We start from the raw sequence: 24,332 nt of genomic DNA on the forward strand, positions 1-24,332 counted from the left end.
ATGGATTTGTCATGCCGGTTCAACCGCGAGCGCGACGAAGGTTCCTAATTCAATGCCGAGTCCCAACGGCATTTCCGCTCGCCGACCGCCCGCGAGGAACCCTGATCTTGTCGCGTCGTTTGTTCGTGCGTGAGGAGGCGTTGTCATGAACGTACGGGATGAGCACACCCGATCGCTCTGGATGGATGTTTCGGTCGCGGAGGCGCCGGCACTATCCGGGACGATAGGCACGGATGTCGTCGTTATCGGCGCCGGAATTGCCGGGCTATCGGTCGCCTATGAGCTGGCCTGCCATGGACGCTCGGTCGTGGTGCTGGACCGCGGCAGCATCGGCAGCGGGATGACGGCGCGCACCACCGCGCATTTGGCCACCGCACTCGACGATGGTTACGATGCCTTGGTGAAGGTACGTGGCCTCGACTGTGCGCGGCGCTGCTATCAGAGCGTCGCCGCCGCGATCGATCGCGCCGAGGCCATCCAGCAAGCCGAGCACATCGATTGCGATTTCAGGCGCCTCGATGGTTACTGGGTGCTGGCACCCGAAACGTCAGCATCCGAGCTGGACGACGAATTGGATTGCTGCCGCAAGCTCGGGATTCCCGTCGAAAATTGCGTCGATCCAACCCCGTTCCATGCCAGGGGGCAGGTGCGTTCGCTGCGCTTTGCCGGCCAGGCACGTCTGCACCCGACCAAATACCTCGCGGGTCTGGCGGGCGCGCTGAAGCGCCGCGGGGCGCAGCTCTACGCCGACACCTGTGTCGAGAGTATCCGCGAGCAGCATGGCGACATGGTCGTGACGACCGCCTCAGGCCACGAGGTCCACGCCACTGATGTGGTGGTTGCGACCAACTCGCCCGTCAACGTCGAGGTGGCGATCCACACCAAGCAGGCGCCTTACCGCACCTATGCGCTCGCCGCGAAGATAGCGGCCGGCGCGCTGCAGGATGCGCTCTATTGGGATACGCTCGATCCTTATCACTATGTCCGGCTCCAGCCGTTCTCCGATGATGAGGACATCGTGATCGTCGGCGGAGAAGATCATAAATCGGGTGAAGCGAACGACGGCGCGCAGCGCCTCGATGCGCTCGAGCGCTGGGCGCGCGAGCGCCTGCCGGATTTGCGCGAGGTTACCCATCGGTGGTCCGGCCAGGTGCTGGAGCCGGTCGATTTCGCCGGCTTCATCGGCCGCAGCCCCGACGAGGAGCATGTCTTCATCGTCAGCGGCGATTCCGGGCAGGGGATCACCAACGGGCTCGTCGCCGGTCTATTGCTGACGGATCTGATCACGGCGGGCGCAGGCCCCTGGGAGGATCTCTACGCCCCGTCCCGCAAAATTCAGAGAAACATCAGTGAGTTCATCAGCGAGAACATCACGCCGCTGAAGAATTTTGCGGAATATCTGACCGCGAGCGAGATTACGAGCGTCGAACGGCTGCGCCCCGGCGAGGGGCGCCTCGTCCGCAGCGGTCTGAAGAAGATCGCGGCGTGCCGGGATCGCAACGGACATTTGCATCTGCATTCGGCAAGCTGCACCCATCTCGGCTGCGTCGTGCACTGGAATGCACTGGAGCAGTGCTGGGACTGCCCGTGTCACGGGTCGCAGTTCGCGCCCGACGGCACCGCGCTCAATGGCCCCGCGGTGTCGCCGCTGGGCGAGATCGAGAAGCCCGCCAATCTCGAAGCCGCGGAGTGAGGTGAGGCTGGAGGCCGCACTCCGCGAGATTCGGCTCTCATTCTCAAACCGCGCCGGTGAATTCACCCCGCGCCGGGTAGTCGTTCTTGATGACGAAGTTGAGCGCCTGAACCATCTCACCGAAGTTCGGCCGCACGAAGGGCATCGACTGTACCGAGAGATAATAGATGGTCTTGTCGGGACGGATCAGGAAGACGCCCGGCTCGGAGAACAGCGCAGGCTCCTCAATGCCAATCGACGTCTTGCCGCGCGAGGCAGAAATGTAGAGGCCCCATTCGCGCGCTGTGGCAAGGCTCAGTCCATAGCCGAAGCGCAGCTCTGAAGCGCCGACCTTCTCGGCCATCGACCGCGCGCGCTCCGCGTTGTCGGAGCTGATCGCGATCGTCGTTACCCCGCGCTCGGCGAAGGCCGGCGTATGGCGCTCCAGCTCCTTGAGGTAGTTGGCGCAGATCGGGCAATGCAGGCCGCGGTAGAAGCAGATCAGCGTGAAACGCTGTGGCGCTTCATCGGCAAGATCGAAGCGGCCGAGGCCGAGCGTTTCGACCGACAGATCCGGCGCCTTTTGTCGGGGCGTAAGCATGGGAACTCCTGTTGGGCAGATTGGCCAGCTCTCCGGCCGGTTGCGAGAACCAGCCCTCTCTGTCACACTCCAGGATATGAAACATCCAAGTTACATGATCGAAAGTCCTGAAAGGCCCAAGCGCGATCGCCTGGCTGCCTTCTTCGAAGCTTTTGACCTGTCAGTCGCAATGCTCTCGCCGGACGCCGTGGGTGCGGCGGCTAATCTCGTCGTGACCGGCCAGGCCGGCGTGGCCGAGCGGGTGGTCCTTTACGCCAGAGCCGACAGCCGGTCGGAGCCCAACTTGCTCGTCGCCGCAATAGTCGATTTCGGCGGCCCGGCGAACCCGTTGATGAATGCTCTGCCTGAAACGGTGGACATCGATCTCGACGGCCGCCCGACCTTGCAGGCCTTGGTCAGCACCTTCGTGACCGAGGGGTACGGCAATCGCTGCGGCCAGCGCGTCGCGCTGAACCGGCTCTGCGAGTTGATCGTGCTGCTGGTGCTGCGGGAGGCGATCGATGCGGGTACGACGAAGCCGGGTCTTCTTGCCGGCCTGTCGCATCCCGCTCTGCACCGGGCGATCGTGGCGATGCATGATGAGCCGGCAAGATCCTGGACCGTCGAGCAACTCGCCGAGATCAGCGGCATGTCGCGCAGCCGATTCATGGACGTCTTTCCCAGGATCCTCGGCACGACGCCCGCTGCCTATCTCAACGCTTGGCGCCTGATGCTAGGGCAACGGGAGCTGATGCGCGGCGAGCAGGTGAAGGCGGTGGCTCGTCATGTGGGTTTTGGCAGCGCTGCCGCATTCGCGCGGTCCTATTCGAGGCTGTTCGGCTCGCCTCCGATATCTGCGCGAGCTACGCGGCTGGCGGTCGGCGGCGGCGTATCGGATCTCACAAAGATGGTCGATCGGGGCAAGGGCAGCGAGCCAGCGTCGATCTTGCCTGCAAGCCTTGCAGATTAAAGCGCGCCGCACCGCGTTCCGGGATACGACCCCTCAAAGAAGTTGCGCCCAGCCATTGGGGGATGGCTGGGCGCGCGCGAACCGGTCTGGGACGGGGAGGGGTGGGGATGTGACCGGATCGCGTAACTTGTCGTCTCGTTCCTAATCTCTTGCCTAGTCTCTGGCGCTGGCGGTGGAGACCGCCGGCTTGGTATCGCCGAGCGAGACCCAGACGTTGGGATCGCTCTGCGACTGGCGCTTGACGAAGCGGTAGCCGGTCTCCGTCCAGGCCACGACGTTCTCGTTCTGATTGTCGAGAACGAACTCGCCCTTGTCGGTCTTCACCGTCAGCACCGCGTGTCCTTCGCCCTTCTTGTCGCGCACGACGGTGATGAGCAGGGCCTCGCGCGGCCATCCGGCATCGATCAGCATCTTGCGCTTCAACAGCACGTAGTCTTCACAATCGCCGTAACCGTCGGTCGGCAGCGACCATTTCTCGATCACGCCCCAGTGCTCCTGGTCGGTCAAAGGCTTGACGGTCTCGTTGACCCAGCGATTGACCTTGACGAGGTCGCGCCATGCTCCCTGCGACATCACGATGTCGCGCGGCTGCGTCGGTGCGCCCTGGCACTGGGCGGCGTTGTCCGCACAGAATTCGACCCAGCCGATCGGTGCACGCGTGGTGTCACCGAGGCTCGCGTAGAGCAGGCGGCTCTCGCCGGCCTGCGCTGCCGCGCTGATCCCGAAGAGCATGGCAGCCAGCACCAGCCCTTTCCCCTGTCCCTTGAAGTCAAACATTGCGGCCCCCGTTTCTTGTTGGGACCACATTTCGCACGGAGCTTTTGAGTTGCCGCTAAGTCGACCAAGTCAAGTCGAGACGAATACAAGTAAAACCTGCGGCGAATTCGATCTATACTTGAATCGAATTCTCATAAAATTTGAAACAACTGCAATTGATTCAAATTTTATCGATTAACGCGGAAACGCTGGCGGAGCCGCTATTTCCATGTGCAAACCAGCCGCGCGTTAACCCGCGCTGGCGCTGTCACGGCGCATGAAAAAGGCGGCGTCCGCATTGCGGAGGCCGCCTTCGGGGCTGGAATACAGGGGGTTTTGGCGTTCGTGCGCTTTACCGCGCGGTAACGCTCTCTTCGAGTGTCTCGATCGGCTGCGCGTGCAAGAACTCCAGCGCGAAGCCGTCTTCGAGGTTTCGGACCACGCGGCCCTGGACCCGGCCGAGCAGGACCGTCGATTTCAGCGGCGGCCGGTTCTCCGCCGCGATGGCCGCACCCGACAGCGAAAGGTCGATGATGCGGCAGGTCATCTTGGTGCCGTCCTCGAGCGTCAGCACCGCGATCGGGTTGCGCGGCACGATACGGTCGTGACGGCGGTCCTCCGGCAGGTTGAGGATGTCGCGGTTGGCGAGCCAGGTCAGCTGGGCCGCGAGCTTGTCGCGCTTGCGGGGCGTGGCACCGATCGTCATGGCGAAGCCGTTGTCGATGATGCGGGTGATCTTGCCCTCGACGCGGCCGATATGGTCGAGATAGGCGACCACGCGGTCGCCGACATTGCCGATGCCGGGGGCGAGCAGCGCGAGACCGCCCGGTGACATGTTGATCACCTGGCAGGGGAATTCACGGCGGTCCGGCAGCATGTAGCGGCCGAGCAGGTGCACTTTCACCCGCTGGAAGCGCCGTCGCTCCTCGGTGGCCGGAAGAAATTTTCTGTTCGCCAACGCCATTTTCAACACCCGACCCCCCGCCCGGGCGGAGTCCGGGACGACCCTAAGGTGCATAGGGTTAATGCCGCGTTAGGATCGGCCACGGCGGCAATGGACAGACACAATGCGCTCGAAAAGCCACACTCAAAGGCTCGGCGCTCAAGCCGGCTTCGTCGCCCGTCGCTGCAGCAGGATCAGCAGCGCCAGCAGCAGCGCGGCCGACAGGCCGAGCGACCAGTGAATGCCGATCGCCGCGCCAAACAGTCCGACCGTGATGCCGCTGAAGGCCCGCATCCCGAGCCCCGCCATATTATAAAGACCGACGACGCGGCCGCGGATGTCGGACGGCGCGTTCAGCTGCACCAGCGCCTGTGCCATGGTGTTGAACGACAGCTCGAAGAAGCCGGCGCAGAACAACAGCACGATCGCGACCGGATAGATCCGCACCACGGCAAAGCCCAGCAGCGCCACGCTCCAGAGCATTGCGAGCATGATCGCGGTGCGCGGCGTGCCCTTCAGGCGTCCCCAGGATTCCAGCGCGATGGCGGCGAGCACTGCGCCGGCCGCATCCGCCGCCAGCAGCACGCTGTAGGAGGCGCCGGGATCGCCGTGGCCGAGATCGCCGGCAAAGCCCGGCATCTGGGCGTGATAGGCATTGCCGATCATGAAGGAGGTGAGGCCGGCAAGCCAGGTCATCGCCGTCAGCACCGGCTGGGTGCCGATGGCGCGGATGGTCAGCATGATGTCGGCAAGGCCGCGCACGGCAAAGCGCCGCATCGCCACGCTTCTGTCGCGCACCGGCGCCCAGAACAGCCAGAGCAGCATCGGCAGGTAGAACAGCGTGTTGAAGATGATGCCGTGCGAGGTGCCGAGCGTCAGCATGATCACGCCGCCGACCGCGGGCCCGACCAGGATGCCGAGATAGCGCGCCATCGCGTTCAGCCGCACCGCGCTCGGAAGGTCCGCCGGCCCGACGAGGTCGTAGAGCAAGAGCTGGTTCGGCGTCTGCCACAACACGCCGGCGCAGCCGTGAATCACCAGCAGCAGCATCGCGTGCCACATCTGGATCGTATCGGTGAGGAAGAAGAAGCCCCATCCGCTCGATGCCACGATGAACAGCAGCATGCCGCACTGGATGATGCGGCGCGGATCGAACCGGTCGGCGAGCCCGCCGACCGCGACCGAGAACAGCAGGAACGGCAGCCAGTGCGACAGCACCGCAAAGCCCGCCAGCGCCGGCGAATGGAATTCCTGGAACACCACCCAATAGCTGATCACGTGCTCGATATTGTCGGCCATCATCGCCAGCACATAGGCCATGAACTGAAGCCGGTACGGCACCGATTTCATCGCCGCGAACGAGCCGGACGCAACGACGGGATTTTGGGGAAGGGGATTCAAGGGATGACCTGGGTGGGACTTCGCCGTCCGTACACGGTCGCCGGTCGGCGCTCAAGACAATTGGATGTGCGTGGACATCTGCCATGCGCTGCGCTGTAGGTGGCGGTTGTGGCAGGCTCCGTAGCCCGGATGAGCGAAGCGATATCCGGGGCCGCTGCTCCCGCATGTCGCTGACGCTCATGCGGGCTACGAGACTTATGCTACGAGACTTGCGCTTGGCACGATCGCGCATCTCACATACGCTTCGCCCTACGCCCGCGCCAAGCAATCATAACAGACGGGCAATGAGGAAACAGCCATGCAACAGATCCGCGTCTGCACCCACGCCGGTCCCGGCTCGGAGCCCGTCATCCGCACCGTGCCGTGGCCGAAGGTCGGCAAGAAAGCCGCGCTGATCAAGGTCGGCGCCTGCGGCGTCTGCGGCACCGATCTGCATATCCTCAAAGGACATTGGCCGAAGCCGCTGCCCTGGCCGTTCACGCTGGGCCACGAACTCGGCGGAATCATCGTCGAATGCGGCGCGGAGTTCACCGAGGACTTCATGAGCAAGCCGCTGACCGTCGGCTCGAAAGTGATGATCCCGCCGCTGATGCCCTGCGGCCATTGCTATTACTGCATCCATTATCCGCAAACGGCCAACAAATGCCTGACGCCGGTCTATTACGGCCGCTATCTCGGCTTCGACAAGGCGCCGCACATGTGGGGCGGCTGGGCCGAATATGTCTATGTCGATCTCGACATGCTGCCGGGCACCAAGATCTACAAGCTGCCCGACGACATGTCGCTGCGCCTGGGCGCGCTGTCCGAGCCCCTGACCTCCTGCATCCGCGCCTTCAACCGTGCCAGCCGCGCGGGCGGTTTTTCCTGGGGCGATACGGTGGTGATCCAGGGCTCGGGTCCGATCGGCATTCTGGCGGTCGCAGCCGCCAAGGAGATGGGGGCGGGGCGCGTGATCTCTGTCGGTGCGCCGGAGCAGCCGCGGCTGAAGCTGGCGCGCGAGTTCGGCGCGGAGGCGACCGTGAACATCGAGGAGCTGAAGTCACCGCAGGAGCGCATCGCGCGCGTCCGCGAGATCGTTGGCGGCTTCGGCGCTGACCTCGTGATGGACTGCTCGGGCCATCCGACCGCGGGTCCCGAGGGCATCGAGATGCTGCGCGACGGCGGCACTTACGTCGAGATGGGCCAGTTCACCGATGCCGGCTCCATCGACACGTCCTGGCACCGCATCTGCACCAAGGATCTCAACGTGCTCGGGTCCTGGGGCTTTACCGGCAACGACCTGCCGCTCGGCGTCGACATGCTTTATCGCACGGCGAACAAATATCCTTGGGCGAAGATGCAGACGATCTATCCGTTCACGGAAGAAGGCGTCGCGCAGGCGGTGAAGGACGCGATGGCGATGAAGACGGTGAAGTCGACCATCGTGCCGTGGCCGGAGCTGGTGGACTAGAAAATGTCGTCCATCCCGCACGATCTCGCAGCCTTCCTGGTCGAGGCCAAGCGGCGCACCTATGCCGGCCTCGACGACGACGCGACAATGGCGACGCCGCTGCTCGCCGGCTCCAAGCAGCTCGAGCACCGCGCTCCACCTTATGCCTATCGCGATATCTATTTCGGGATGGGTTTTTTCGTCGGCCAGGAGACCGTGTCGCGGGACGACCGCGTCATCTGGTCGATGAGCTATAGCGGCGGCGTCCGCGCCGAGATCAGGGACCGGGAGAGCTTCCTCGCGATCTACAAAGTCCTGCGCCAGGCGCTGCTGGGTGTGCGCGCCGAGCAGCCCTACCGGGGACCGCCTTTGTTCGAGCAGGCCGGCATGGTCTACCGCAGCGAGGTTGAGGGCGCGCTTGGTCGCTTTCACGGCGTCGAGACGATTGCGTGGCAGGACGGCACCAAGCTCTACGAGCTGCGCTATAGTGGCGGTTTGTTGCGATAGATAACTCGTAGCCCGGATGGGCGAAGCGACATCCGGGGCTTTTGTTGCAGCGGTCCCGCATATCGCTTTGCTCATGCGGGCTACGTGCTTGCGGTTCTCGCGGCCTGCGCTTCAATTCTCTGCGAGAACGTTTGTCACGTGTTTCTATTTGACGTTGAGGAAGTTATGCTGCGCACCTCGAAAGCATCCGGTGTGTCATGAATAGACCTGCCGACATCCCGCATTCCGCTCTTGCCTCTCTCATTCCCGACATCGATCGGCTCGCCGCGGAAGCGATGGCCGTCTGGAAGGTGCCGGGCGTTGCGCTCGCCATCGTCCGGGACGGCGAGGTCGCGCTCGCGCGCGCCTATGGCCAGCGCAACGTCGAGGCCGATCTGCCGGTGACGCCGCACACTCAGTTTGTGATCTGCTCCATCACCAAGTCGTTTACCGCCACCGCCGTCGCGTTGCTGCACAATGACGGCGTGCTCGACTGGAGCAAGCCGGTCCGCGACTATCTGCCGGAGTTTCGCCTCTCAGATGCGGTCGCCACCGAGCGCGTCACCATTCGCGACCTGCTCAGCCATCAATCGGGGCTGCCGCGGCACGATTGGGTTCATTTGCCCAGCGACCTTGCGCCCGCCGAAATGCTGCCGCTCATGCGGCACCTTGAATTGAGCCGCGACATTCGCACCGGCTGGCAATACAGCAACCTCTGCTACAATGCTGCTGGTCTCTTGATCGAGCGGCTGAGCGGGAAGAGCTTTGAAGACTTTGTGCGGGAGCGGCTGACGGATCGGCTCGGCATGACGGTTGGCTTCTCGCTCGACGAGCTCGAAGCTGTGGCCGATGCGGCGCGGCCGTATATGATACATGTCGACACGCGGCTGCCGGGACTACGTCTGCCGATCCGGGTCACGGCCGCAGGCGCTATCAATACGTCGGTGACCGATCTTGCGAACTGGATGCGCCTGCATCTCGGCAGGGGCGAGTTTGATGGTGAGCGCTTGCTGCCGGCTGCGCTGGTGGAGCAGCTGCATACGCCTTTGGCGCACGTCGGGAAGTCGGAATTCTCCGAGTTCGGCCACGGTCATTATGCATTGGGGTTTCAGTCCAACACCTATCATGGCGATCGCCTGATGTGGCACGGCGGCGGCTGGAATGGTTGGGGCTCGCTGATGACGCTGGTGCCGGATGCCGGCATCGGGGTTGCCGTGCTGACCAATCGCAGTCCGAGCGCAGTGCCGCAGATCCTGGCGTGGTACATTGTCGACCGGTTGCGCGGACGCGAGCCGGTAGACTGGTTCACGCGCTTCCACAAGGTTCGCAATGACTTCATCGCACATATTCCGGCCGACAAGGAGGCGCGGGAGAGAGCACGCCACAAGGACACGCAGCCCGCACATGTGCTGTCCGCCTATGCCGCCGATTATGCGCATCCAGCCTATGGCGTGATGTCCGTCCGCGTGAACGATGGTGCGCTGCATTGGTCGTGGCGCGGCATGAGCGCGCCGCTTGCACATCGGCATTTCGAGACGTTCGTGACGCCCGAGGTCGTCGATCGGCTTCTGCCTGACAATCTTCCGATCACGTTCCACACCGATCGCGACGGCAATATCGTGCATCTCTCGGCGCCCCTGGAGCCGACGGCCAAGGACATCGTGTTCGAGCGGCGCGCCGCCGGCGATTGTATAGATGCTGCGTTTCGTCGGCGCTGCGCCGGGCATTTCAACAGCGGTGGCGTGAACCACCACGTGACCCTCGACGCCGATGGCCGGCTGATTCTGAAGCCCGACTTTCAGCCGGCCTATCGTCTGGAGCCGCAGCAGGGACGCAGGTTTCGTATCGTCGAGCTGGACGGTTTTGCCGTCGAGTTTCGTGGGGAAGACGGCAAAATTGATCAGATCGTCTTTCACCAGCCGAACGGCGTCTTCGTCGCCGACCGTGTGGTGGACCAGGAGTGACGCCGCCGATGGCGCCGCAGTCGAGCCGGCCGCGCTCCCCCTTCGACGCCATTCGCGCGATCGACTACACCGTCGTCTTCGTGCGCGACATGGCGGCGATGCGCCGGTTCTATGAGGACGTGCTCGCCTTGTCCGTGCTGCGCGAGCTCTCGCCCAACTGGATCGAGTACGGCATCGGCAGCAACACGCTGGCGCTGGCGAGACCCAGTCGAACCGCGGCGGATGCGCCAATCCCTCCAGGCAGCGCCGCATTGCAATTGGCCTTCAAGGTCTCCGCCGCCGAGGTCGACGCCTGCGCGGATGAGCTCGTTCGGCAGGGCGTGGCGCTGGTCTCGCCGCCGACGAACCAGTCGTTCGGCCATCGCACGCTGTTCTTCCGCGATCCCGACGGCAATTTGCTGGAGATCTACGCGGAAATCTGAGCGGGACCGATGCCGCAAAAGTTCCATCTGATGTCCCCGAACTATTCACGCCGAGGTGAAACTTAGGCCCAAGTTCCGGCTTTCACTTTGCGGGAGAGGTGCCGTGAAGCGAATCCTGAAACCCGTCACTTACATCCTGGCCGCGATCTACTTCCTGGTGGATGCGGTCTTCATGGCCGTGGCCAGGCCGATCGCCCGCTGGATCGGGCGGCATTTCGAATTCAGGCGTTTGCGCGGCTGGATCAGGTCGCTGCCGCCATATCCGTCGCTGGCGTTATTCTCTGTTCCGGTCATTATTCTCGAGCCGGTCAAGCCGATTGCTGCGTACCTCGCCGCAACCGGTCAGATCCTGGGCGGCGCGGTGATGTTCATCATCGGCGAATTGCTCAAGCTCGTGCTGGTCGAGCGCCTGTTCCATCTGACGCGGGACAAGCTGATGCGAATTCCCGCCTTTGCCTGGGCTTACGGAAAATATGCGGCGGCGAAGGCGTGGCTGCAGGAGACGGAAGCCTGGCGCGCCGTCCGAGCCCTGGCCCGCGCGGTCAAGGACAGTGTTGCGCGCGCGAGAGCCTGGCTGGCCGGCAGCCTCAGCGGACTGGCGACCTCGAGGGATTAGGCCGCGCAGGCGTGCTGCCCACTATGCGAACTTGCGCGCTGCCGCAGTTGCCTTGTCGCCCGTATTCGGCGTCCCCGTCGGCTCGATCAGCATCAGGTGAGCCTCCTCGCGCGCCACCGGGCGATGCTCGACACCTTTGGGCACGACATAGAGCTCGCCCGGACCAAGCGTCACCGTGCGGTCCCGCAACTCGATGTCCAGACGGCCTTTCAGAACGAGAAAGAAATCGTCGGTGTCGTCGTGCTTGTGCCAGGTGAACTCGCCCTTCACCTTCACCACCATCACGTCGCAATCGTTGAAGGTCGTGACCGTGCGCGGGGACCAATAATCCTCGAAGGTCGCGAGCTTGTCGGCAAGCGAGATGCTGTCGGCCATGGGTCCTCCAGTCTTCTTTTCCTGAGGCACGATTTGGGATCGAATGTCCGGCCAGTCAATCGTTCGCTTTCACGATTGTCGCGCCCACGACCTTCGTGCCCTCCAGCTCCCGCACGATCCGTTCGTCCGGCCCGACGACGCCAAGATCGAACTCGTGATCCGATGTGATGAGGAACATGCGTAGGCCAATGATCACGACCACCGTCATGTCGTTGCGTTCACCTTCGACAGCCCATGCACGGATGTCGCCGGCGTAGGGCTGCTTGCGCCAAGCGTCGGGAAAGCCCGGGTCGCATCGGACTTCGATACCGTCCTCGGACGTGGTCAGGACGAGTTTCGACCGGCTTGGCTTCCATCGCTCGTCGAGGAGATCGTTGACGAGCCACAGGCAGGCGAAGTCTTCACATTCCGCCGGTCGTCCTGCGTAGATCGCGCATCCGCGGCCGGGCCTGCAATGCCCGCACCAGGCGCTCGCCGGCTTGGCCAGCGCCTCGATGGCCATGATCTTGCAGCAGAGAGTGCAGTCGCCGCAGCGGCGTTTGGTGGAGGCCGTCACGTTCATTTTCCATAAGATCCGGTTGGTCTCAGGTTAGTGGAAGTGGCCGCAAAAATCCGCTGCAACCTTCGGGCGCGGCTCTCCTGGCCAAGCCATGCATCATAGGCATGGTGATTTCCGAACTCTTGGCGTAAAGAGCGGCCAGATCAAATCCAGCGTGTGGCCGGGCCGTTTGCCGCGCACGCGAGCTCGGGCCCGCCGGTTCACCGTTTGCGCGCCTGAATTAACCAAGGTTCTCCATCCCGTGTCTTTTCCGGCCCTGACCCCGCCGCTCGCCCGCGCTTTGGCCGAGCGGAACTATGATTCTCCGACCCCCGTTCAGCTTGCCGTGCTCGCGGAGGACGCCGCCGATCGCGACCTCCTGGTTTCGGCGCAGACCGGCTCCGGCAAGACCCTCGCTTATGGCCTAGCCATGGCCAGGGATCTGCTCGGCGATGCCGAGCAGTTTGCGCCCGCCGCCGCACCGCTCGCCCTGATCGTGGCGCCGACCCGCGAGCTCGCGATGCAGGTTCAGCGCGAGCTCGCCTGGCTCTATGGGCATGCGGGTGGGCGCGTGGTCTCCTGCGTCGGCGGCATGGATCCGCGCCGCGAGCAGCGCGAGCTCGCAGCCGGCGCCCATATCGTCGTCGGCACGCCCGGACGGCTCTGCGACCATTTGCGCCGCGGCCGTCTCGACATCTCCGAATTGAAGGCGGTCGTGCTCGACGAGGCCGACGAGATGCTCAATCTCGGCTTTCGCGAGGACATGGAATTCATCCTCGAGACCACGCCGGAGACGCGCCGCACGCTGCTGTTCTCGGCGACGTTCCCGCGCGGCATCGTCGCGCTGGCCAAGCAATATCAGCAGCAAGCATTCCGGATCGAGGTCGCCGGCGACGAAGGCGGTCACGCCGATATCGAATACCGCGCGATCCGGATCGCGCCCGCCGATGCCGAGCACGCCGTCGTCAACGTGCTGCGCTTCTACGAGGCGCCGAGTGCGCTGGTGTTCTGCAGCACGCGCGATCACGTCAGGCATTTGCAGGCCGCGCTCTTGGAGCGCGGCTTTTCCGTCGTCGCTCTCTCGGGCGAATTGACGCAGAACGAGCGCACCCTGGCGCTGCAGTCGCTGCGCGACGGACGCGCCCGCGTCTGCGTCGCGACCGACGTCGCCGCCCGCGGCATCGATCTGCCGAGCCTCGACCTCGTCATTCATGCGGACTTGCCCAACGACGCCGAGGTGATGCAGCATCGCTCGGGCCGCACGGGGCGGGCGGGCCGCAAGGGGACGAGCGTCCTCTTGGTGCCGCCGGCTCGGCGGCGGCGCGCGGAGCTGCTGCTCAATCTCGCGGGGGTCGACGCGGCCTGGGGCACGGCGCCGCAGGCGGACGAGATCCGCAAGCTTGATCATGCGCGCATGAAGGACGTGCTGTTCACGGAGGAGACGACCCCCGACGATCAGGCTCTGGCGCAGGCTTTGCTCGCCGAGCGGTCGGCCGAGGACATCGCGGCCGCATTGGCGCGGCTTTATCGGGCGCGCCTGCCGTCACCCGAGGACATCATCGATCCGGGCGAGCGGAGCGGCCGGCCGCGAGACGAGCGCGGGCGCGACAGGTTTGAAGGCGGCGACGATCGCGCCGCCAAGCCGCGATCGAAGTCCGGAAAGGCGTCGTCGAAACACGTCATGGCGGAGGGCAGCGTCTGGTTCCGCGCGGCGATCGGACGGCGCAAAAATGCGGAAGCGCGCTGGCTGCTGCCGATGATCTGTCGCCGCGGCGGCATCGACAAACGCGACATCGGCGCCATCAAGATCATGGACACCACAACCGAGTTCGAGATCTCAGCGCAGGCCGCAGAATCTTTCGCCGCAAAGATCAAGCGTCCGGACAAGGAAGACAGCATCCGGATCGAGCCGCTGGGCGAGGCGCCGCAGCGATCGGTGCCGTCGGAAGAGCGGTCACGTGCGCCGCGGCGCGAGAGCGACAATGGCGATCATCGCGAACGTCGCGACGAGCGACCGCGCGAGGCGCGTGAATTCAAACCACGCGGCAAACCGTCCGGCGAGCGCGGACCGAGATTCGACGATGCGCCGCCTTTTGGAAAGAAGAAGCATCGCGACAAGCAGGCCCGCGCGGAGCCGTCGGTCACGCCGTGGCCGGTGAAGGGCGCACCGGGAAAGAAGACGAAGAAGAAGAAAAAGCATCGCGGCTGAACCGCCGTCGTTCAGCACGGACGGCAATGATGCCGCCGGATTGCACCGGCGACATCATCCGAAAGGTCAGGTGGGAGTTCAGCGGCCGCCACCGCCGCCGCCACCACCACCGCCACCGCCGCCGCCGCCACCTCCGCCACCACCGGCATCGCGCATGGCCGAGCTGTAGCGCGGGTCAGACTGCTTCATGTAGGTCGGCGAGGTATCGTTGAGGCGAACGACGGTACGGCGTGCGCGGCCGGGGGTCGACGTGTCGGCGACGATGCCACAGCTTTCGAAAAAGGCGAACTGGCAGCCGTCGGTTCGGTGTTGTGCCGCGTTGGCGCTGGTCGTTGCGAACGCGCTCGTCGCAACGCATGCAATCAAAGCAACTTTCGACAAAGTAAGCTTCATGAATTTTCTCCAGCCTCGGTTCGGCGAGACCGGAACGGCTCGCACATCCCTTCGACGGAGGCTGGTCCAACCCGGTTCGAGGCGGCGGTTCACGCGCGCGTGAGCCGGGGGCGGTCGGGCAGGGACGTTACGTCGCAGCGAGGTCGTGGAGCATATAGGTCGCGCCTTCCCCGTAGCAGGCGAGCTTGGCGCGCAGGTCCCCATCGGCGGTGACGGCACGAAAGCCGAGATGTTCCCACAGCGGCCGCGTGGCGTAGACCGAGACCAGCGCGAGCGTCGCGATGCCGGATGCGGGCGCCAGCTCCGCGATCCCGGCAACATAGTCGCGCGCAACGCCGCCGCGCCGGTCTGGCAGCACGGCGACATCGTGCACGTAGAGGCATTCTGCGTTCTCGGGCAGGCGTTCAAGGAAACCGTCGAGCGGCGGGATCCGATGCAGCTTCCAGGGATGCGCGAGGCCGTAGCCGGCGATCGCATCCTCCGCGACGAGCACGCGGCAGCCCGGAGGATAGAGCTGCATCTTTTCCATGAACACCTCGGGCCTCTCGGGAAGATCAGGATGTAGCCGCGCCGCGATCGCGCTGATCGCGGGTAGGTCGGATGCGTGCGCGGGACGCCAATGCGGCTTGCTCATGTCTTTCCGTCGTTCGGTTCGGTCGGTCCAGTTTATTCCGCTGCCTCGAGGCGCGCAGCGAAAAATATCTTTGCCGACGTCTCAGGAATACCAGGCCGCGCCCGGCGTCCTACCCATGCAAGCCAATTGCATGACAGGAGATATCATGACGTCCTCGATCCGCCTCGCGCTCGCGCTGGCAATGTCGCTCGCAATCGTTCCCGCAGCCTTCGCCGCACCGCCGACCAAGACCGGCAAGACCGACAAGGGCAACGTGCTCACCGATGCCAAGGGCATGACGCTCTACACCTTCGACAAGGATGCGAACGGCAAGTCGGCCTGCAACGGTCCATGTGCGACGAACTGGCCGGTGCTGAAGGCCGAGGCGAGCGACGCCGCCGGCGACGGCTACACCATCATCACCCGCGACGACGGCTCGAAGCAGTGGGCCTACAAGGGCAAGCCGCTCTACACTTTCGCCAAAGACCAGAAGCCCGGCGATGTCACCGGCGACGGTTTCTTGAACGGCGCCTGGCACCTGGCGATGCCGTGAGAGCAGGCGTCTGAGAATGTCTGCTGCCCCAAGCGCAGCTCAGTACCGCGAGGTGATGAGCTGCAGGGCCGGGGCCGTCTAACCGCGATTGTTTTTGAGAGGTTAGGCCCCGACTCTGCGCAGCAGCGTTAGCTCGTTGCCGTCTGTCCGGGATACGAGACTATCTCAGCCCCTCATACACCATCAGCCCGCGTGCGACCTGCAACTTCCGGATCGCGCGCGGCAGCAATTTCTCCGGCTGGTGCAGATAGCGCCAGGAGGTGAGGGTGAAGGCTGAAAGCGCGCCGCACTCGTCGTCGAACGGCGCGAGCACGCCGGTCACACTCACCGGCGTATGCGGGCGGGCGTTGAAGGGCAGCAGCAACAGCTCGAGATAGGCCTTGCTGCCGTCCTCGCGCGCGGCCGTGACACCGGCGATCGCACCTAACGCCTCGTCGGCGACGATGGTCGTGATCTCCTCGATCTCGCTGCGGCTCGCATCAGCGAACAGCGCCGCAAAGCTCTGGTCCTTGAGGTCACACCCTGCCAGCGCGCAGACGCGCGTGCCGGCGACGCGGAACGGGAAGCCGAGATTCGGCTCGCAGGAGAGCACGAAGATGTCGCCGAGCAGGCCGCGGACCGCGGCCGGATCGATGTCGGCCCGATCAGGGGCCCGTGCGGCGCCACGCTTCTTGTCCCAATACGCGAAGAACGCGCGGCTTGACGGATGTTTCATGTCTGAACGCTTACCCCGGAGCGCAACCCCGAAGGGACAAACCTGTCCCGCTTCAGTGCAGCCGCGATCCCTTGTGTTGTTGTGCAGGAGGGGATTTGCAGCGTCCATGCCGAGGAGGCGTTTTCGCCTGCCTTGAGGCCGCCTTTGCGTCGTTAACGTTAAATTAACTATGGACTTTGCGTCGGCAGCGGCCCTGTTAAGGTGATCGCAGTCGCAAGCCCCGCCGCTTTTCTCCAGGTTCTCGGCGGGGTCGGTACACAGGGCGTCAAACAGTTTGGCCACGGGCCGGGGAGGGGTGGGGATACACCTTCATTCCTCGGGCGCGGAAAAGGCCGACACGGACAGGCAGGGCTTTCCCAGGGCCCTGCCTTTTCCTTTTGTGCACTTGCGCAAGGGCGGCAAAGGCGACTATCTGCAAGTGGATCGCTCCGATCGCGCCTGAAAGCGAAGCTGCCTTGGATTCCCCGCCGCAAGATTCGTCGCAAGATCCTCAGCTCGACCTGCCTGCCGCCCATGAGGAGGCTCCGCGCGAGCCGGTCCTGACGCTGCCCGGGGCGCTGACCGCCTATATCGTCCTCCTGGCGGGGATCCATCTGCGGGTGCTGCTGCCGCCGGACCTCGAGAACTGGACCATCGACGTCTTCGGCTTCATCCCGAAGCGCTACGATTCCTCCCTGCTCAATTTGCAGATCCCCGGTGGCACCGGGGCCAAGGTCTGGACCTTCGTCACCTATTCGCTGCTGCACGCCAATCTGACCCATCTCGGCTTCAACGTGCTGTGGCTGCTGCCGTTCGGCAGCGCGCTGGCGCGGCGCTTTGGCGCCGTCAGGTTCTTCCTGTTTCTGGAGGTGACGGCAGCGGCCGGCGCGCTCGCCCATCTCCTCACCCATGAGCATGCGGTGGCGCCGATGATCGGCGCCTCGGCCTCGGTGTCGGGCGCGATGGCAGCCGCAATCCGCTTCGCCTTCGTCCGCGGCAGCTTCCTGTCGTTCAACCGAACGGATGCCGATACCGCGGCAAAGGTTCCGGCGCTGCCGCTGTCGCGCGCGCTGCGCGACGGACGGGTGGTCGGCTTCCTCAGCGTTTGGTTCGGCGTCAACATCATCTTCGGCGTCGGCGCGATCGGCATCGATGCCGAAACCACGAGCGTCGCCTGGCAGGCGCATATCGGCGGCTTCTTCGCCGGCCTGTTGCTATTCACCCTGTTCGATCCCGTGCCGCGCGTGCGAAACGATGCTGCGGATGCGTCATCACAGGACGTTTCAGACCGTATTTGAAGCGGCGCTTGCGGCGCAGCCCGAATTCATCCATCATTTGCGGGAAGAATGTTCCGAAGCGACAAACCCATAGCGGCAACGCTTCGACAAGCGCGCGAGCGCGAAACCCGCGCCGAAACTGTTAGTTGAAGACTCGAAGAACAAGTCCTGACCGCCAAGAGGCGGAGGGCTCGGATTCAGGGAGGCGACAATGACGGTACGTTCCATTCTCAACACGAAGGGGCACCAGATCGTGAGCGTCGAGCCCGACGCCAAGCTGGCTGCCGCGATCAAACTGCTCGGCGAGAAGAAGATCGGTGCGGTGCTGGTGATGAACCAGAGCCGTCTCGAAGGCATCCTGTCGGAGCGCGACATCGTCCGCGTGCTCGGCGAGCGCGGCGCCGGCGTGCTGGAAGAGCCGGTGGCTCAGGTCATGACCCGCAAGGTCGTCACCTGCAAGGAGACCGACACGGTCGCCGAGCTCATGGAGACCATGACGACAGGCAAGTTCCGCCATCTGCCCGTCATCGACAACGGCAAGGTGGTCGGCCTGATCTCGATCGGCGACATCGTCAAACGTCGGGTCCAGGAATACGAGTCCGAGCAGGAAGCCCTGCGCGACTACATCAAGACCGCCTGATCAGGTCTGCTCGTCCGCTTTTGGCGCGGTGCCCGCGGGCGCCGGCGCCAGCACATGGATCGCCTCCTGGATCGAGGCGAGCGCGCGCTCGGTGGCGCGCGTGCCATGAGCGATCAAGTCTTCGGAGCGGTGGAAGTCGAACCAGCCGAACTGGCCGACCCGCGGCGTGATCAACAGATCCGGCGGATCGCCGGCGAGGCGGGCGCGGGTGATGCGGTCCTGCATGATGTTGAAGGCATCGACCATCACCGAGGAGATGCCGGGCCGGCCGTTGCCGCCGAAAAACTCACGCTTCACAGTCTTCTCGGGCGAGAACAGCCGCGGGAAGCGCCGCTTGGCCGTCGGTTCCTCCGCCTCCGGCGCGACTGGGGTGGGCACTGCGCCGTGTGAATAGATCGTCGTGGAATGGGTGAAGATGTCGCTGGAAAGATTTGCCGCGATGACGATTTCGGCGCCGAGCGCGCGGGCGGCGGAGACCGGCACCGGGTTGACCAGCGCGCCATCGACCAGCCAGCGGTCCCCGATCAGGACGGGCGCGAAGATGCCGGGCAGGGCGTAGGACGCACGCATCGCATCGACCACACGGCCGCGCGTCAGCCAGATCTCGTGACCGGTGCGAACCTCGGTCGCGACGCTCGCAAACTTGATGGGCAGATCCTCGATCAGGACTTGCCCGATCGCCGCCTCGAGCCGGGTCGCCAGCTTCTCGCCGCCGAGCAGGCCGGAGCCGTTGAGGCGGATGTCGAGATAGCCGAGGATGTTGCGCATGCCTTGCAGGCTGCGCCCCCACTCTTCGAACGTATCGAGCCGGCCGGCCGCATGGAGGCCCCCGACCACGGCGCCAATGGAGGTGCCGACCACGACGTCGGGCACGATCCCGTTGGCAAGCAGTGTCCTGAGAATTCCGATATGGGCAAAGCCGCGCGCCGCGCCGCCGCCCAAGGCAAGGCCAATGATCGGTCGACGGATGCTGCCGAGACCCACCTTCTCGCCATTCGAGCCGTTCGCGCCCCGACCTTTCAATCTGTCCAGCACCGAAACTCTCTCCTACGCCGGGGCCAGCCCGTAAGCTCAGACTAGGCATCGCACTCGCGCTCCGCCAGAACCAGGGCGAAGCATGGTTTATGCCGCTTTGGAGAGGGCACGGGGCAGGAGTATGGCGAGGGGCGTTGCCTCCGCGATAATCACGCAGGCCTCAACCGGGTTCCAAAGAACCGTCCGGGACCGTATTTCGCGGGGCTTTAGAGGCTTGAATTTGCCGCGTTTTCGGTGAAAAGCAGGAGGTATGACACGCGGGGGTGACGGCATCATCGGATGGCGGCGCAGCGGCAGGCTGCTGCCGGCGCTGATCTTCGCCGCGTGCCTCGTTACCTCGGGCCAAAACGCTGCGCAGGCGCAGCTTTTCTCCGATCGCCCGCCGCCGGTGCCGCCGGCTTCGGTGCCTGACCCCGGCGGCGCCGTCAGCCTGGCGCCGCCCTCCGGGCCTGGCGCCGGCCCTCCAAGCCTGCCGCCGACCCTGATGCAGCCGGCCACGCCCAGCATGCCGCCGCCCGCGGTCACCACCGTGCCGCCGGCCGCGCCGCTCAATGCGGCCGTGCCCGGACAGGGCGTGCTGTCGCTGACTGCGAAATACGGCAAGGACACACCGGCGATCACGAGCGGCCTGGTCTGGCGCGTGTTTGCCGACCGTCCCGACGAGAACGGCACCTTCAAGCTGATCCGCGAGGACCGCAACGCCACGCCCAACATCGTGCTGCCGCCGGGCAACTACGTCGTGCACGTCGCCTTCGGCCTGGTCAGCGCGGTGCGCACCGTCAGCCTGAAGGCCGAGACCGATCGCGAATCCTTCGTGCTGCCGGCCGGGGGCCTGCGCATCGAGGGCCGGGTCGGCACCAGCCGCATTCCGCAGAACCAGATTTCGTTCGCGATCTACAAGGGCAGCCAGTTCGAATCCGGCGAGCGGGCCTCGCTGGTGCCGAATGTCGCCGCCGGCGACGTCGTGCTGATCCCGGAAGGCACCTACTACATCATCTCCAATTATGGTGACGCCAATTCGGTGGTGCGCTCGGACATTCGCGTCCAGGCCGGCAAGCTCACCGACGTCACCATCACCCACCGCGCCGCCGTGATCACGCTCAAGCTGGTCAGCGACAAGGGTGGCGAGGCGCTGGCCAACACCGCTTGGTCGGTGCTGACCCCGGGCGGCGACGTCATCAAGGAATCGATCGGTGCCTTTCCGCGCGTGGTGCTCTCCGAAGGCGAATACCGCGCCATCGCCAAGAACGAGGGCAAGGTCTACGAGCGCGGCTTCAATGTCGTGAACGGCGTCGACGGCGAGGTCGAGGTCGTGGCGCGATAGGGCTTGGGCGGCGATGCCGCCCGGCGAGACGCTAGACCGATGCCCCTCGCACGACTCTTCTCATTCCGCGCACAATTGACCCATCTCCCATTACCACCGTCGCCCAACGTGCTGGTGCACGGAGGCTCTTCGGCAGCAAATCCAGTCTTCTGTTTTGAATACCCGTCAGCGCTCCAGGCTGCGGCGGGAGTGCATCAACACCGGCACCATTGGCTTATTCCTGATGCTTCGCGCGTTCATCACAGCCGGTGGAAGATACCTATTTCCGACAATCAATTTTATTCTCTTTCCGTCCTGCTGCGATATATGTCGGGGCCTCCGTCTGACGGAGGAGGCCGGAGCAGACTTGTGTGTCTGCGAGACCGGCAGGGAGCAGGGGACCAAGCTCGTCGGCATGTTCGAAGTGATCCTCACCAGGCGCAAGCGGTTCGGCTGGCGATGGCAGGTGTGCGACCAGTCCGGCAAGATCTTTGCCGACGGCTTCGAGCGCACCCGGCCGTCCGCCAAATATCACGGCGAGCGCGCGTTGTTCTTCCTGTTGTCGCAGGCCTATTTGCGCAACCGCTCGGCGGCGTCCAGCGAGGATTAGCAGCGGACGAGCCTTCGGAGCCCGGGTGAGCGCAGCGATACCCGTCGACGGAATCCCGGATGTCGCTGCGCCCATCCGGGCTATGAGCTACAACCTCAGACATCGACGACCAGCTTGCCGTTCGTCGCGCGATCGCGGATCAGCGCATAGGCATCGCCGACGCTCTCCATCGTAAAGCGCCTGGGGTCGAGCAGCGGCACGAGCTTGCCGGCTTCGACGAGGCGTGTGGCCTCCATCAGGATCTCCCCATGGTGCGCGCGGCCTTCGCCCGACAGCAGCGGCAGCAGCGTGAACACGCCGGAATAGGTGGCGGCGCGGAACGACAGCGGGGCAAGCGCGTGTGTCCCCCAGCCCAATGCGCTCACCACATGACCGAAGCGACGCACCGCCTCAAAGGAGGCGTCGAGCACCTTGCCGCCGACGGTGTCGTAGACGATGTCGAAGCCGCGGCCGCCGGTATGCTGCGCAACGTAGGCTTCGACCGGGCTGTCGCGGTCGATGAATATCGCGCCAAAGGCTTCGATGGTGACGCGCTGCGACGCCGAGCCCGTGGCGAACACGTCCGCCCCGAAGGCGCGCGCGATCTGAACCGCGACATGACCAACGCCGCCCGCGCCGCCGTGGATCAACACTTTCTGGCCCGCGTTCAGGCCCGCGCGGTCGATCAGGCCCTCCCAGGCCGTGATGACGATCAGGGGTAGGGCGGCAGCTTCCCGCATGCTGAGATTGGCGGGCTTCAATGCGAGAAGATCGGCATCGACCGCGGCGAATTCGGCCAGCGATCCCTGTACGCCGCCGACCCCTCCGGTCATGCCGTAGACCTCGTCGCCTCTCTTGAACCGCGTCACCTCGCTCCCGCTGCGTTCGACGATGCCGGCCAAATCAATCCCCGGAATCGCCGGCAGCGGATGGCGCGCATGCGCGGCCGTACCGGCATGAATCTTGGTATCGAGCGGATTGACCCCGCTCGCCCGCATCCGCACCAGCACCTCGCGCGGGCCGATCTCGGGTCTGGAAATCGTCGAGAGGCGTAAGGGGCCGTTGTGAGCCTCCAGCACGCCGGCGCGCATCGTCAATTGTGTCGTCATGACCGTCTTGCTCCGTTGTCGGCCCCAATATGCTCATGAAATTTTGCATGAGAAGGAACAAGGCTGTACGGTATCCATACATTTTTGTACGACAGGAGTTCTGATGGACTGGAGCGATCTGCGCATCTTCCTGGCGATTGCCCGCGAAGGCACGCTCGGCGCCGCCGCGCGGAAAATCGGCCAGACCCAACCGACCATGGGGCGGCGGCTTCGCGCGCTCGAAGGTGCGTTGGGGCAGACCCTGTTCCAGCGCACGGCGGATGGCTTCGTGCTGACCGACGAGGGCAACGCCGTGCTGCGTCACGCCGAGCGGATCGAGGACGAGGCGCTCGCGCTGGAGCGCCACGTGTCCGGAGCGACGACGCAGCTCGATGGACTGTTGCGCCTGTCCTCGTCGGACTGGTTCGGGACAGTGATGCTGTCGCCGGTGATCGCCGCGTTCGGCAAGCGTCATCCCGCCGTGACGGTGGAGCTACTGACCGATGCGCGGCTCTACAGTCTGCCGCGGCGCGAGGCCGATCTGGTCTTTCGCATCAAGCCGTTCAGCGAGCCCGAGGTGATCTCCAGAAAGCTGCTGCACATTCCCTACGCGCTCTACGGCAAGAAGGGCAGCAAACCGCCGCGCGCCGGCGACGGCAGCAGCGTTCGCGTCGTGACCATGAATGCGGAGTTCGCCGACATGCCGGACGCGGTCTGGCTGAAGCGCGTGCTGCCGAATGCGGGCGTTGCTTCGCGCAGCAACAACAGGCAGGTGCAGGCGGAGCTTTGCGCGAGCGGCGGCGGCTTTGCCGTGCTGCCGCGGCCGCTCGGCGACAGCGACCGCCGTCTGGTCGCGCTCGACATCGGCGCGACGCCGCCCGGCCGCGACACCTATGTCGGCTATCATCGCGATCTGAAGCGGCTCGCTCGTCTGCGTGCGCTGCTCGATCTGGTGATCGAACGGCTCGCGGGCCCAGCTCCGTAGCCGGCGATGTCGGAATTCCCGGTGAGCGTGTAGCCCGGTGAGCGCAGCGATAGCCGGGGCCGCTCTCGATGAGAATCCCGGATGTCGCTGCGCTCACCCGGGCTACGAGACCTTGCGTTGCCGACGGGCAAAACACGCGAGCCCTAGGTCAATCCGCGCTATCGAAAATATTACGCTTTACCGAAATTCGGAAGTCTCGTATGTGTCGCCGCAACCCGGCCCAAGGAGAGGGGCGTATCGCGATCGTCACGAACGCGGGCCGGGCGGCGGTGGACGCCGATTGCATCGGCGCGAAGAGGTTTTGCAGGGCGGGCAACCGTGAGCAAAGCCGTCGCGCACACGACCGGTGTGATTTGAGCGTACGGCAAAATCGTGTGGTCCTGGCGCCCGGGGTCTGCGCGCCAAGTGTTGCGGAGATGTGGCGGCCCAACCGGGCAGGCGCATCGATCATCCGCAAGGCGACGGGGGCAATAGTGCATCGCTCCCCGGGGAGAGCACGACATAAGCCGTAAAACCACTGCGCGGGGAAGGCCGGGATGTCTCCGGTTGCCCTGCTTTTCCGCTATGCATGAAGCACACGCAGTCTGCTCTTGGCATGGCGGTTCGATGGGAGCCAACCGGCTCCCGGCCTTCCCCGCGCTCTCTTCATTTTCAGAGGGTGAAGCATCGAGGCAAAGCTCGGGCGAAATGCGCCGCGAGGTTGCGAAGGTGGACCTCCCCTAAATCGGTGGACACCTATAGCTTAGGCAGCGAGAGGTGTCAGATGGCAAAACGGCAACGTCGGTCCTATTCGGACGAGTA

General features: G+C 64.7%; 25 protein-coding genes. 14 read left to right on the forward strand and 11 right to left on the reverse strand.

Features of this window, described 5'->3' with window-relative positions:
* Positions 1-145: 145 nt before the first annotated feature.
* On the forward strand, positions 146-1,693 hold the full coding sequence (locus XH84_RS12785) for an FAD-dependent oxidoreductase (protein ID WP_164936450.1): 1,548 nt from the start codon (positions 146-148) through the stop codon (positions 1,691-1,693).
* Positions 1,694-1,736: 43 nt separating this feature from the next.
* Here the strand turns inward: XH84_RS12785 and XH84_RS12790 are convergent, their stop codons facing one another.
* Entirely contained in the window at positions 1,737-2,273 is a 537-nt protein-coding gene (locus tag XH84_RS12790; RefSeq protein ID WP_128920950.1) for a peroxiredoxin-like family protein, read from the reverse strand.
* A 94-nt stretch (positions 2,274-2,367) separates the two neighbouring features.
* Here XH84_RS12790 and XH84_RS12795 point away from each other — a divergent pair, with 94 nt between their 5' ends.
* Complete coding sequence (locus tag XH84_RS12795) at positions 2,368-3,222, forward strand: AraC family transcriptional regulator (protein WP_128920951.1); 855 nt, start codon at positions 2,368-2,370, stop codon at positions 3,220-3,222.
* A gap of 153 nt (positions 3,223-3,375) precedes the next feature.
* Here XH84_RS12795 and XH84_RS12800 read toward each other — a convergent pair whose 3' ends face one another.
* The 3 genes from XH84_RS12800 to XH84_RS12810 all read right to left on the reverse strand — a co-directional run bounded on the left by XH84_RS12800 (position 3,376) and on the right by XH84_RS12810 (position 6,322).
* Positions 3,376-3,999 carry a transglutaminase-like cysteine peptidase gene (locus XH84_RS12800; RefSeq protein WP_164936451.1) on the reverse strand — a complete coding sequence of 208 codons (624 nt, stop codon included), beginning with the start codon at positions 3,997-3,999 and terminating at the stop codon, positions 3,376-3,378.
* 331 nt (positions 4,000-4,330) lie between these two features.
* A complete protein-coding gene (locus XH84_RS12805; protein WP_128920953.1) occupies positions 4,331-4,942 on the reverse strand; it encodes a PilZ domain-containing protein in 612 nt (203 codons plus the stop codon).
* Between the two features lie 138 nt (positions 4,943-5,080).
* Positions 5,081-6,322: an MFS transporter gene (locus tag XH84_RS12810; protein ID WP_283811945.1), complete on the reverse strand. Its 1,242-nt coding sequence runs from the start codon at positions 6,320-6,322 to the stop codon at positions 5,081-5,083.
* A gap of 298 nt (positions 6,323-6,620) precedes the next feature.
* Here XH84_RS12810 and XH84_RS12815 point away from each other — a divergent pair, with 298 nt between their 5' ends.
* The 5 genes from XH84_RS12815 (at position 6,621) to XH84_RS12835 (ending at position 11,239) form a co-directional block, all read left to right on the forward strand.
* A complete protein-coding gene (locus XH84_RS12815; RefSeq protein WP_128920954.1) occupies positions 6,621-7,772 on the forward strand; it encodes a zinc-binding dehydrogenase in 1,152 nt (383 codons plus the stop codon).
* A gap of 3 nt (positions 7,773-7,775) precedes the next feature.
* The gene (locus tag XH84_RS12820) at positions 7,776-8,258 is read left to right on the forward strand and encodes a DUF5680 domain-containing protein (RefSeq protein ID WP_128920955.1); all 483 of its coding nucleotides are present in this window, start codon (positions 7,776-7,778) and stop codon (positions 8,256-8,258) included.
* Between the two features lie 197 nt (positions 8,259-8,455).
* Positions 8,456-10,201: a serine hydrolase gene (locus XH84_RS12825; RefSeq protein WP_128920956.1), complete on the forward strand. Its 1,746-nt coding sequence runs from the start codon at positions 8,456-8,458 to the stop codon at positions 10,199-10,201.
* Positions 10,202-10,209: 8 nt separating this feature from the next.
* Positions 10,210-10,623, forward strand: a complete 414-nt coding sequence (locus XH84_RS12830) for a VOC family protein (RefSeq protein WP_128920990.1) — start codon at positions 10,210-10,212, stop codon at positions 10,621-10,623.
* A gap of 103 nt (positions 10,624-10,726) precedes the next feature.
* Entirely contained in the window at positions 10,727-11,239 is a 513-nt protein-coding gene (locus XH84_RS12835; RefSeq protein WP_128920957.1) for a hypothetical protein, read from the forward strand.
* A 21-nt stretch (positions 11,240-11,260) separates the two neighbouring features.
* Here XH84_RS12835 and XH84_RS12840 read toward each other — a convergent pair whose 3' ends face one another.
* Positions 11,261-11,614 (reverse strand): cupin domain-containing protein, encoded by a 354-nt coding sequence (locus XH84_RS12840; protein ID WP_128920958.1) that lies wholly within the window; start codon positions 11,612-11,614, stop codon positions 11,261-11,263.
* Between the two features lie 55 nt (positions 11,615-11,669).
* Entirely contained in the window at positions 11,670-12,176 is a 507-nt protein-coding gene (locus XH84_RS12845) for a hypothetical protein (RefSeq protein ID WP_164936452.1), read from the reverse strand.
* 238 nt (positions 12,177-12,414) lie between these two features.
* Between XH84_RS12845 and XH84_RS12850 the strand changes: the two genes are divergently transcribed.
* Complete coding sequence (locus XH84_RS12850) at positions 12,415-14,361, forward strand: DEAD/DEAH box helicase (protein ID WP_128920959.1); 1,947 nt, start codon at positions 12,415-12,417, stop codon at positions 14,359-14,361.
* Between the two features lie 78 nt (positions 14,362-14,439).
* Here the strand turns inward: XH84_RS12850 and XH84_RS39705 are convergent, their stop codons facing one another.
* A complete protein-coding gene (locus XH84_RS39705) occupies positions 14,440-14,754 on the reverse strand; it encodes a hypothetical protein (RefSeq protein ID WP_164936453.1) in 315 nt (104 codons plus the stop codon).
* A 127-nt stretch (positions 14,755-14,881) separates the two neighbouring features.
* Positions 14,882-15,388, reverse strand: a complete 507-nt coding sequence (locus tag XH84_RS12855) for a GNAT family N-acetyltransferase (RefSeq protein ID WP_128920960.1) — start codon at positions 15,386-15,388, stop codon at positions 14,882-14,884.
* A 145-nt stretch (positions 15,389-15,533) separates the two neighbouring features.
* Here XH84_RS12855 and XH84_RS12860 point away from each other — a divergent pair, with 145 nt between their 5' ends.
* A complete protein-coding gene (locus tag XH84_RS12860) occupies positions 15,534-15,920 on the forward strand; it encodes a COG4315 family predicted lipoprotein (RefSeq protein ID WP_181769364.1) in 387 nt (128 codons plus the stop codon).
* A 160-nt stretch (positions 15,921-16,080) separates the two neighbouring features.
* On the opposite strand, the gene XH84_RS12865 is transcribed toward XH84_RS12860, so the two are convergent.
* A complete protein-coding gene (locus tag XH84_RS12865) occupies positions 16,081-16,635 on the reverse strand; it encodes a PAS domain-containing protein (protein ID WP_128920962.1) in 555 nt (184 codons plus the stop codon).
* A gap of 455 nt (positions 16,636-17,090) precedes the next feature.
* On the opposite strand from XH84_RS12865, the gene XH84_RS12870 reads away from it, so the two are divergent.
* Positions 17,091-17,912 carry a rhomboid family intramembrane serine protease gene (locus XH84_RS12870; protein WP_128920963.1) on the forward strand — a complete coding sequence of 274 codons (822 nt, stop codon included), beginning with the start codon at positions 17,091-17,093 and terminating at the stop codon, positions 17,910-17,912.
* Between the two features lie 190 nt (positions 17,913-18,102).
* Complete coding sequence (locus XH84_RS12875) at positions 18,103-18,531, forward strand: CBS domain-containing protein (protein WP_128920964.1); 429 nt, start codon at positions 18,103-18,105, stop codon at positions 18,529-18,531.
* Here XH84_RS12875 and XH84_RS12880 read toward each other — a convergent pair whose 3' ends face one another.
* Positions 18,532-19,566: a patatin-like phospholipase family protein gene (locus XH84_RS12880; protein ID WP_128920965.1), complete on the reverse strand. Its 1,035-nt coding sequence runs from the start codon at positions 19,564-19,566 to the stop codon at positions 18,532-18,534.
* Between the two features lie 250 nt (positions 19,567-19,816).
* Here XH84_RS12880 and XH84_RS12885 point away from each other — a divergent pair, with 250 nt between their 5' ends.
* Together XH84_RS12885 and XH84_RS39710 are read left to right on the forward strand one after the other, a co-directional pair.
* Complete coding sequence (locus XH84_RS12885) at positions 19,817-20,890, forward strand: hypothetical protein (RefSeq protein WP_128920966.1); 1,074 nt, start codon at positions 19,817-19,819, stop codon at positions 20,888-20,890.
* A 346-nt stretch (positions 20,891-21,236) separates the two neighbouring features.
* Positions 21,237-21,479: a hypothetical protein gene (locus tag XH84_RS39710; RefSeq protein WP_245471709.1), complete on the forward strand. Its 243-nt coding sequence runs from the start codon at positions 21,237-21,239 to the stop codon at positions 21,477-21,479.
* A gap of 95 nt (positions 21,480-21,574) precedes the next feature.
* On the opposite strand, the gene XH84_RS12895 is transcribed toward XH84_RS39710, so the two are convergent.
* A complete protein-coding gene (locus tag XH84_RS12895) occupies positions 21,575-22,567 on the reverse strand; it encodes a zinc-dependent alcohol dehydrogenase family protein (RefSeq protein WP_164936454.1) in 993 nt (330 codons plus the stop codon).
* 103 nt (positions 22,568-22,670) lie between these two features.
* On the opposite strand from XH84_RS12895, the gene XH84_RS12900 reads away from it, so the two are divergent.
* Positions 22,671-23,531 carry a LysR family transcriptional regulator gene (locus XH84_RS12900; RefSeq protein ID WP_128920967.1) on the forward strand — a complete coding sequence of 287 codons (861 nt, stop codon included), beginning with the start codon at positions 22,671-22,673 and terminating at the stop codon, positions 23,529-23,531.
* The last annotated feature ends 801 nt before the right edge of the window (positions 23,532-24,332 follow it).

It is taken from the genome of Bradyrhizobium nanningense (genome assembly GCF_004114535.1).
Lineage (GTDB): Bacteria > Pseudomonadota > Alphaproteobacteria > Rhizobiales > Xanthobacteraceae > Bradyrhizobium > Bradyrhizobium nanningense.